The sequence below is a fragment of the Zunongwangia atlantica 22II14-10F7 genome (assembly GCF_002094855.1).
Taxonomy (GTDB): domain Bacteria; phylum Bacteroidota; class Bacteroidia; order Flavobacteriales; family Flavobacteriaceae; genus Zunongwangia; species Zunongwangia atlantica.
Window position 1 is genome coordinate 250,993 of the sequence record NZ_ARYN01000005.1, and the last position, 9,990, is coordinate 260,982.

Annotated in this window: 7 protein-coding genes; all 7 read right to left on the minus strand. The window is 32.4% G+C overall.

The window, feature by feature from the left end; translation table 11 throughout:
• Positions 1 to 31 precede the first annotated feature (31 nt).
• Positions 32 to 2,521 (minus strand): S8 family serine peptidase, encoded by a 2,490-nt coding sequence (locus IIF7_RS07245; protein ID WP_176218917.1) that lies wholly within the window; start codon positions 2,519 to 2,521, stop codon positions 32 to 34.
• A 34-nt stretch (positions 2,522 to 2,555) separates the two neighbouring features.
• A complete protein-coding gene (locus IIF7_RS20985; protein ID WP_217806679.1) occupies positions 2,556 to 3,548 on the minus strand; it encodes a M57 family metalloprotease in 993 nt (330 codons plus the stop codon).
• A gap of 245 nt (positions 3,549 to 3,793) precedes the next feature.
• A complete protein-coding gene (locus IIF7_RS07255) occupies positions 3,794 to 4,222 on the minus strand; it encodes a hypothetical protein (RefSeq protein ID WP_084841005.1) in 429 nt (142 codons plus the stop codon).
• A 120-nt stretch (positions 4,223 to 4,342) separates the two neighbouring features.
• The gene (locus tag IIF7_RS07260) at positions 4,343 to 4,597 is read right to left on the minus strand and encodes a hypothetical protein (protein ID WP_084841006.1); all 255 of its coding nucleotides are present in this window, start codon (positions 4,595 to 4,597) and stop codon (positions 4,343 to 4,345) included.
• 116 nt (positions 4,598 to 4,713) lie between these two features.
• A complete protein-coding gene (locus IIF7_RS07265; RefSeq protein WP_084841007.1) occupies positions 4,714 to 6,765 on the minus strand; it encodes a UvrD-helicase domain-containing protein in 2,052 nt (683 codons plus the stop codon).
• Positions 6,749 to 8,545 carry an ATP-dependent nuclease gene (locus tag IIF7_RS07270; protein WP_084841008.1) on the minus strand — a complete coding sequence of 599 codons (1,797 nt, stop codon included), beginning with the start codon at positions 8,543 to 8,545 and terminating at the stop codon, positions 6,749 to 6,751. The genes IIF7_RS07265 and IIF7_RS07270 overlap by 17 nt, the downstream gene beginning before the upstream one ends.
• Positions 8,546 to 8,707: 162 nt before the next feature.
• On the minus strand, positions 8,708 to 9,706 hold the full coding sequence (locus IIF7_RS07275) for a CBS domain-containing protein (protein WP_084841009.1): 999 nt from the start codon (positions 9,704 to 9,706) through the stop codon (positions 8,708 to 8,710).
• Between the last annotated feature and the right edge of the window lie 284 nt (positions 9,707 to 9,990).

The window sequence follows — 9,990 nt, forward strand, 5'->3', positions numbered from 1 at the left end:
AATAACTCATTTCCCTAAAAAGATTTTACGCTTAGTTAATTATTAATTTTTCTGTACTTTGATAGTTTTTGGCCTTAATCTTTAACAAATAAAGTCCTTCAGAAATCCCTACACTATTTAAAGTCTTAATACTCCCAAAGTCTTCCTTCTCAGCCAATTTTTTTCCTTCCAAATTGTATAATTCCATCTTACACCAACCTTCCACTGGAACATATATAAAAATTAAATCGCCCTTTTTAACCGGATTAGGAATAATATTAGATTTGTCAATTCTTACGAATTCCAGAATATCACCATGATATGCTTCTCCGGTTTTTGAAATAATTGTAATTCGATATTTATTTTTACCCTGATATGGGGAGATGTCGTTATATTTTAAATTATTGCCTTCTATGTTTTTAAAACTCTTTAAAATTTCAAATTTTCCACCATTTAATCTTTCTACATTAACCATTTCAATTCCTATTAAGGAATTCAAATAAATATTTAATGAAGCCTGTAGTCCCATTTCGCTATCTAAAAAAGCATTTGTCATCAAGCACCCATTAATTCCCCCCTCTACGACCGTAGAGTTAGTTTTATTCAAGACTAAACTGTCAATAACAGGAGCAACTGCAATTAATTTCTGTGTATTTTGAGAGAGGTTGGTAGTATAAAACGTATCCTTAACAGTTTCGATTAATGACATATACTTTCCAGTTAATTCAAATATTTGATATTCATCAACATTTGAGAGCTCTTTCCAAGAAACAACTATATTGCCATCGCATCCATATTCAACATTATGTGTTTGAAGCTCGGAAACCGAAAACTTATTGGATTTCATTTCAAAATTATCAGCTATGAGCCTAAATTGACAAATAGAAGTTATCCGAGGTGTAATCCATTCAATTTGGCGTTGGTTATTTTCAATTAAGGATATAGTTTTCCAATTAGAGTCACCAATCACATCTTTCCACTGCAGTCTAATATTCTCATACTCAATTGGATTATTTAAATCCCATTTCAATAAATAACTATTTTGAGCTGTTAACTTAGTCTCCTTTCCTGGGAAAACCCATTGATTCTTGTGTTCAAAATTATATACAAGGCTAAATTTTTGAAAATTTTTATTAGAACTATTTTTCTTTACCTTGAATTTATAATATCCAGATTCAGGATTTTCAATTGTAATTTTCTCCATATTGTTAATAGTATCAATTCCACGCCTTGCTTCCATTTTCAGTGAATCAACATTGTTAGAGGTATTTAAAATCCATGGTAACCATTCTTCAGTTAAATTCTCTATTGAAAGATCCAAATCATTAATTAGCTGTTTAGAATGTAATTTGAAGTCATATGAGGGTTCGTCATTCCAAACTAAGGACACTTTTAGTCTACTAACCGCTTCCGGAACAAAAACTTCATATATTTTATAAGTTTCGGTAGACAAGCTATCTATTATAAATTGATCCTTAAGTAAATTCTCTAAGGAGAGATCCGCTCTCATATTTCCATAACCCGACCTATGATCAAGAATTAAATCATTTTCAGAATTGTTAATAAGCAAAGCTTTTATTAAAGAACTATTTGGATATTTTTGATACTTATCCAAGTATGCTTCCTGGAGTAAACCGGTAGTAGCACTCACTAGAGCAGCTGCATCTGACGTTCCATTTATTCCGTAGGCTATTATTTCAGGCTTAATCCTACCATCTTCCAATGGGCCACTAGAGCTTAGATTCAGCACATTCCCATATATATCTGAAGCACCTACAATTATTGTATTCTTTCCATTTTTAAATTCTCCTGAAATTGTCCCATAATTACTTATACCACTATATTTTCCTCCTACAGCTGCAAAATCTCCCATATTACCGGCAGAAAAAACATGTACCATTTCGGGATGAGTATAAACCTGAACATCATAAGCTAATGCTCCTAAATCATAATAATTTTGAATTTCTGTTCCATAAGAATGATTTTGTATACTTACATTATTCTCTTTGAGTAACTCCCAATCTATTGGCATAACATCAGATAAATAAGAAAAATATAATTTCGCTCCCCAGGCACCTCCTTTAAAATTATGACTTGTGTTACCTGCCCCTATCATAATTTTTGCCATAAAGTTTGCATGATCAGATATTTCTCCAGAACTAAAGCGATTTATAATTCTTCCAGTGAGATCGGGATCTTGAAAATTTATGGGATTTTCTTTTAGGCTTAAGGTTACATGGTCTCCTCTTAGGCTAGGATAATCTGAGTGAATTTTTGAAATACCATTTGGATATAATAGTACTGAAAATTGAGAATAAGAGGCTAATTCTGGTTTTATATCTATTTTTTTTTTGCCACAAAATTCTTTTAAACTTAGTTCCTCGACAATAAAAGAATTATTACCCAGATTTGATACAAATTGAACCTTGCTATTATCATGGGTATTTATATTTAGTAAATCTTTTAAAACTAAATAATTACAATTATTAAATGTTGATGCTTGTCCGTAACATAATAAATCTAAAAAAGAAAGGGCAATCATAAAATAGAGTTTTATAATTGCCTTCTCTTTATTCTTAAAGGTCAACGACATTAAACCCATGTAAATAATCCAACGCGATGATATCATTTGCTGTAAAAGGTCGATTGACTCCTCTGTTAATACAAGCTAGCATCCAAGAATTTGGGCTGTTACCTACAGGAGTACCAGGAATATGGACTGCGCCTATATTCTTTGTATCAGCTTCCATACCACCACTACCGCAACTTAGGCTTCTATTAAAATAATCGGTATGTCTAAATCCGATAGTATGTCCCATTTCATGAGCTATAATCGATCCTATAAAATCCGTATCGGTTTCTGTCTGAAGTTGCAATATATTTAAATGTATTTCTGCTCCAGGAATAATTTCTGTTCGCGTTTCTCCAGATCTTGTAGTATAAGTATACTCAGAAGGTGGATCAGCGTAGCCCCATACCCCTAACATGTCACTATTAGGGTAAAAATCTGTTATATAAATATCTGCATCTGGAACTCTAATACAGGGACTTTGGCAATTAGGATCTTCACTTTTATAAATTGCAACCTTAAACCTTAAATCATTTAAACTGTTGTACCTATTTGCCGCTATTTGCAAGGCATTCCACCAAGCATTAGGCAATGTTCTATCCATGACAACAATTAACTGCGATTGTCTTTTTGTAATTATTATTTCCCCTGTATTCCTATCCGTTACCGAACGCACACTACCAAACTCAGGTATGAGACTTGTACTATAATGCTCTTCATTAGCTACAACAACCGATTTAACTTCCTTTACTGCTAGATCATCTTCTGTTAATAATATATCCCCCTCTACTAAATAACTCAACGTATTATCATCGTTCTGAATAGGAATTATATTATCAGTATCATATCCAAGATCTGCGATCATAGCGATAGTCTCTTGAGTCAAATCAATTTCGTTTAAATGATCATCAACATTATTTTGATCGTCATTACATGAAATAAAATAAAGCGAAAAAATTGCTATAGAAGCAATTTTTAAAAATGTATTTTTTTTAGTCATAAAATAAGCTTTAGAGGTTATTTAATTAAAATTCGAGCAGTCACCCAGTTTCGAAATTTAACCTAACCAAACCAATTACATTCTTAAAAAAACCACATAAATAATGTGGAAAAACCACATTATTACCGAATTTAATCGGCGGTATTTATAACATATAAAAATTTAAATAAATAATTTTAAAGCTAAGTTGTATGAAAAAAATCTACATCCAAGCCTTGTGGCAATTTTTTAGGTGAAGAAAATTATTACGTATTCCCTACTTTATGAGATTTGATTTGAAAATCTGCACTATCTATCGATAAAACACATTCGTCACAATAATAGTCTTCCATATCAATAATATATACCTCTCGTAGGTTTGTGTTTTGATAAATCCAATTAAAATATCTCTTTAAATGCTTTGCGATAGATATTGGCTTTGTATTATCTCTGAACTTGATCACAAAAATTAATATACCAGTTTTTTTATTTTGCAGAAAATGTGCAGCCTTCATCATACCGCCAACATACATCTTTCTACTAGAATTATTTTCCGATTCTAAAATGATATAATCATTCTTATTTCTTAAGACATAATCGGGCTTATACCCTCTTTCCAACTGCTGACCGTTTAAATATTTATTGTAACCGGCATATTCATGTTTTAGTTGTTTAAAAATTCTATCTGGAATCATTTTCTTTATAATATAAGTTATTTATAAAATTTCATAGCGAGAAATCTTGCGCCGTAAAGACAATCCAGTTATTTTACTATACGCTAATACATCCATAGACTAGCAACAAATTCTCTAAAATCATTTTTCATTGTTCTCCATCTGTTCAATAAAATCCTTAGGGGTTCTGCCAATTTTTGTAAGTCCCCTTTCTAAAGCATTCCAGCGCTGCTCTATTTCTTTGGAGAGTGTTCGTTCGCGCATTCCGATCATTGAATAGGCGTCCTGCATTAAGTATTGCTTTAATTCGTCTGGACAATTCGGATTCTCCTGTAGTATTTCGATCTTTAATTTTTCTAATTGCTCTTTCTCTATTTTGTCTAGAATCTTTTGCAATTTAAAAACAGTTGTTATTATTGTGCTTCTTTTATTATTTTCAAACCTTCTTAAATATACTCTTTGGTAAGTTAGCTTGTGCTTTTGGCGTTATGCTACTTGTGTCAATCTGTATTTTAATTCATAATCTCAAGTTCTATTATATCCCAATCTTCACCATTCATATCAGATAGGACCGAATCAAATCTGTCTTTGTGAATAGCAATACATAGCAAATGAGTAGGTCGTGAAAAACCGACATAAGCCATTTTTGTAGTCTGACGAATTTTATCTTTTCCACCGACATTGCTGTTAAGCGTATCTACAATATTTTCACCTTTTAGCTGATTACGCAACCGTTCTGATTCATAGTTGCCATAACCTCTGTTGTAAAATGTTTCAAGGTATAAGGTCGCTGTATGAGTTTGTCCTTTGGCTGAGTGTACAGTTCCGATCTCAATATTGATACCATCAGAGTCGAATGTGTTTAAATGAGGTTCATCTTCATTCGCATCTAAATCGACTTCAGATTCTCCATTTATGAAATTTGCTGAAGAAGCTACCTCTGTTTGAAACAAAGAGAGAAAAGTTGGAATATACTCCCTAATTGCGGTGATAGTTTCAGAGCTTTTCCCTCTTATGCATCCGATTGACCATTCATAAAGGTTCAATTTCAATTTCTCGTACTCGTTGTTTCCTTGAGCTTTAAAGAAGTTAATTAATTTTCTTTTTGTGTAAACTCTGTCATGTTCATCTAAGATATTTTCTAAACGAAGAACTTTTAAAAGTGCATTTAAAATGTTTTTACGTACGGATTCTAAAGTTTTTTTCTCTTTATCAAAGTACAGAACATAGTCTTCAAGGACTTTGAAATCTATTTGTTGACCAGAACTGGCTTTTGTAAAATGTGGCCAATAATCACATAGTGCTATTTTGTTGGCATCATCATGTTCTTTTCTCCAAGCAACTGCCATAAACTTGTGAGTTGGGTTCGATGGGATTGAATCAGAAGCTTGTAATTCTTTAATTTTTTCGGCAAATGAAGGAATTACAAGTTCTATTGTATCATCGTTATAAACAAAGATTGTTGGCTTAATGTTAATAGTAGAACCATCAGGATTAAGGTTTCTCCCTTCAACTGGATTTGGTGTTAATGCAAGATTTTGCACTAACTGAGCAATTCTAGGACTTAACCGGTGACTTCCATTGAGGAATAACACATTATCTCGGACAGACCAGATATTTTCAAGATGTACAGATCCTCCACTGTAAATAGCTTGGTTTTTATCACCAATTCTTTGAATTATTGATTGCGTGGATTCGTCTGAATGAAAAACAGCCTCAATTAAATCATGTTGATGGGTATCCATGTCTTGCATTTCATCAACAAAAACGAATTTGAAACGGTTCTGTAACAGTGTGATGATGGTAGGGTTTGTTAAAATTGAAAGGTTAGCTAGGAAATAAGCATCATCATAATGCAATACTTCTTTAGTCTTTAACAGGTGGGTTTTCAGACTTTTGAACCAACTATATAAGCTTGATTTCTCTTCAGCAGTATAATCTTGATAATTTCGTCCCCTTCTTGGCCTTTTTATCTCGAGTTTATCCCCATTCAGTCTTTTAATTAAAATGACTTCGCCTTCGCTCGAGTCTAAACGATATTTGTAGAAAATTGATTTATCTACATTGATGAGATGAAGAATTTTACGAAAATCATTATTAGAAAGCCCAAATCTGTACTGCCACGGATTATCAAGGATATAAGTTAACCTCTCATCATAGATTTCAGAGTCTATTCTTGAAGGTTTTTTCTTGAACTTGTTAGTATAGAAGGGAATTGCCAGGAATACATCAACAAAACTTTGAATAGTTCCAACAAAATTTGGATAGGTAAAAAGTTTAGGGCAATGCTTACCAATTCGCTCTTTTATCTCATCTACGGCTGCATTGGTGTGCGAAATAACTAATACACCACGTCCACTTTGTAACGGCATATATCTTTCCAATATTAGCAGTTTTGCAAGTAGAGCGGTTGTTTTGCCACTGCCAGGTACCGCTTGTAAGTCTAAGGTGCTCAGATCACGAATAAACAATCTCCTTTCGGGATCAAAGTTGTATCCTTCTGGTAAAAGAATTTTTTCTGCATATTCAATATCCGCATCTGTTATATTAATTTCCTGCGGCATATCTTATGGCTTTAATTAGATATTTAATGCTTTCATCATTATCCGTATCAATGACTATTGTCTGCTCCTCTGGTTTCTTTTGTAAGTCTTCATCTAGAGCAGTTGCTAATCTATAGGCGACTTCCGTTTTGTTTAGCTTCCTGTTCTTATCAATCAATTTAATAGCAAGCATCTTTTCAAAATCGGTATTCCAATCTGTTCCAGTATGAATAGATTTGCATACGCTTTGAAATGTAGACTTTAGACTAGTTGATTTAAATAAGGAATACTCTAAGGTCCAGTTTGGTGCAGTGTGATACTTTATACATTGTTTAGATTTTGCATCGTTTGAATCAATCGCTGCTTGTGTTTCATTTTGAATTGTTTCATCATCTCTTTTCACATAATCATCTCCATTTTTCTCATATTCTCTAATATCCGAATCTGTGATTACCGCTACCGGAATTGTCATATACGGCTTTTCTTTCCTGAGGTATACCTTGGAGTAATGGTCGAATCCTGTATTTCCAATATTTACTATTGAGATACCCTTTTCTGTTAGATTTATCCCTATAGCCTTTGCTATGCTGGGAATTAATATTTCTTCTGCCCAACCTTCTACTAGAATAACTCCCTTTGCGAAAAACAGGTTGGCTTTAGTTGTATCAAGAAATTTTTCTAGGAACTTATAATTATCAGAATCTAACTCTGTATATGCAGTTCCCATTGGAAAAGCATTATTGTCATTACAAATAATTAAGTTCTCAAGATTTAGTTTTGATGCAAGGTTAGGACTATGAGTAGTTAAGATTAATTGAATGTTTTTTTCGTTTTGTAGTGCCTCAATGATTTGCATTTGGGCTTGTGGGTGGAGGTGAGCTTCTAGTTCTTCAATCAATCCTAATCTTAAACCACTCCAATTTTTCTTTTGAAGGTGAAGCAATTCTGAAGCCATAAACAATCTATTCAAAGTCCCTAAACCAGGGTTTAGTTCATCCTTAATAGATAGTTCGAGTTTCTCTAAGATGTTTTTAAGATTATTACCGAGTACGCCAAAATTAGATTCCTTATTCGCCTCGTAAAATGCTTCAATAAACCTATCTATTTCTTTCTTTAATTCACTACCCTTTAAATCTTCACCTTCAAGGTCTTCACCTTCTTTATTCTTTCCAACAAAATAATTTTTTACCTCCTCGTTAAAATCTCTAAATAAGCTTACTAACCTATGATCTTCACCCTTTCCTTTAAAAGCTTCATGACCTTGAAGGATTTGCGTTAATCTTGAATTCTTCCGAGGAATTAACTCTGATTTAGCATCTCTTAGTGGTTTGAGATAAGTAGTTTTTAAATATTCTCTAGCCTCTGCTGTAAGCTGGTACCCAGACTCATCAACCCCAGCTTTAATTTCAGTTGGATAGATATATCGATCATTTAAATTTCTTGAAGCATCATAAATCAACCGTAGAAACGGCTTTGCTTCATCTCCTTCTCCTATCCATCCTAACCATTCTGTAAAATTCTTCGCTTCTTCATCTGATAGATTATCAAACCTTAATTCAATACGTAATCTCTCCGAACCATCATAAAAATCATCCCAATCTAACCTAAACCATTCAAAACTATGGGTTTTTAGCGTTATTTTTATTGAATCAATAATTGCACTTTTTCCAGAGTCATTTTCGCCTATAAGAACATTTATTCCTGTGGTGAAATTCAAATTTAAATTTGGCTTGTCCATGTCAATTGAAGAAATGTCACCAAATTTTCTAAAATTCCATAGTTTAAGGTTTGATAGATACATGATTTAATTACAATTTAAGTTTGAAAACTACTTTTCCATAAGGATGCAATAACTCTTTTAAAATTATTTGGAGTAGTCCATGAGGTTAATACTTTATTTCATGCCTCTTATTTAATCTTATGTAAGATTAAGATTGAAATTAAAATTTTTAAATACTCAGTATTAGCAATTCTCGTTGTAATCCATTAAGAATTTGGACATTTTTCTAAGTTGAATCAAATCTTCTTCTGAAATTTTATCAGGATGAAAATGCATCACACCATTCCTTATTTTTCGAATTTCATCTAATTCATTAGTAAAGTCTGCTTTGACAAATGGTAACTTTAAAATGTCCCACATTTCGTCATTTTCAATTACTCGAAGATATTCGCCAAAGGTCATATCACTAATAGATTCTATTTTCCTATTTTCATCTTCTATAGTTAATAATTTCAATAGATCTTCTAGTATTATTTTGTCATGTAATATTAATCGAATAAAGTTTTCTATTTGTTCGAGTAATATATAAGGCTCAATCTGCTCAATGAATTCTTCACTTAAATCTGAAGGAGTTACCGGGCCTTTAATTTTCTTTTCTTTATCTCGCACGAAAGCTACACCTCTTCTAATAACGGATTTTATTGCATCAAACAAAGGAGTTTCATCATCTATTATTTCAAAATCATTTGTCATGAAATCTTTCACGCAATCGGATTCTTTACCTGCTATAAGTCCTTTTGCTAATGATTGCCAACTAACAACACCTAATACCTCTCTTTCATTGTTCATAATTGGAACTTGAGTGAATTCATGTTTCCATAAAATATGATATGCTTTTTTTAGAGAAGCATCTCGAGAAATTGATATTGGAGTTTTTGCAGCCGCTTTTAAAACTGACAATCTATTAATTGGATCAAACTTTTCTTCAAATGTTTCTCCATTTATAATTCTAGCTTTATCTTTTTCTTTGAGTGTAACTTCATCATCAATCCATCCTCCTTGATAGTTTGGAACAACCACCATTTTTTGTTTTTCCAAATATTCATTAATTCTCCAAACATTTCCGCTTGTCCTTTTTTCGTAAAAATCGAATAACCAAATAAATTCTCTTTTGGTCATTTTTTTTCCTTTCCCTTTCTTTTTAATCTCTTTTACTAATTCAACAAATTCAGTTCTAGGCATTCAACTTTGCTTTAAATCGAACGTTTTCGGATCTCGATTGTAATGTTTTTGATTGACGGTTTTTCCGACATCACTGTCTACCGTAAAAATAGTAAAAACTTTGACATAGCTCGTAGTTACGCTATAATCGCTATTCTGGAAGTAATTTTTGAACCGACCATAGTCGCATTCCTAATTTAAACTTGTTTAGTTATCCCTATTTAAGTTCAAAAATTGCTTAGTTAATGAAGCAAGCATATAAAGATATGTTTTGCAATAATCGCTGGATGAGCCGGTCAAAGTGA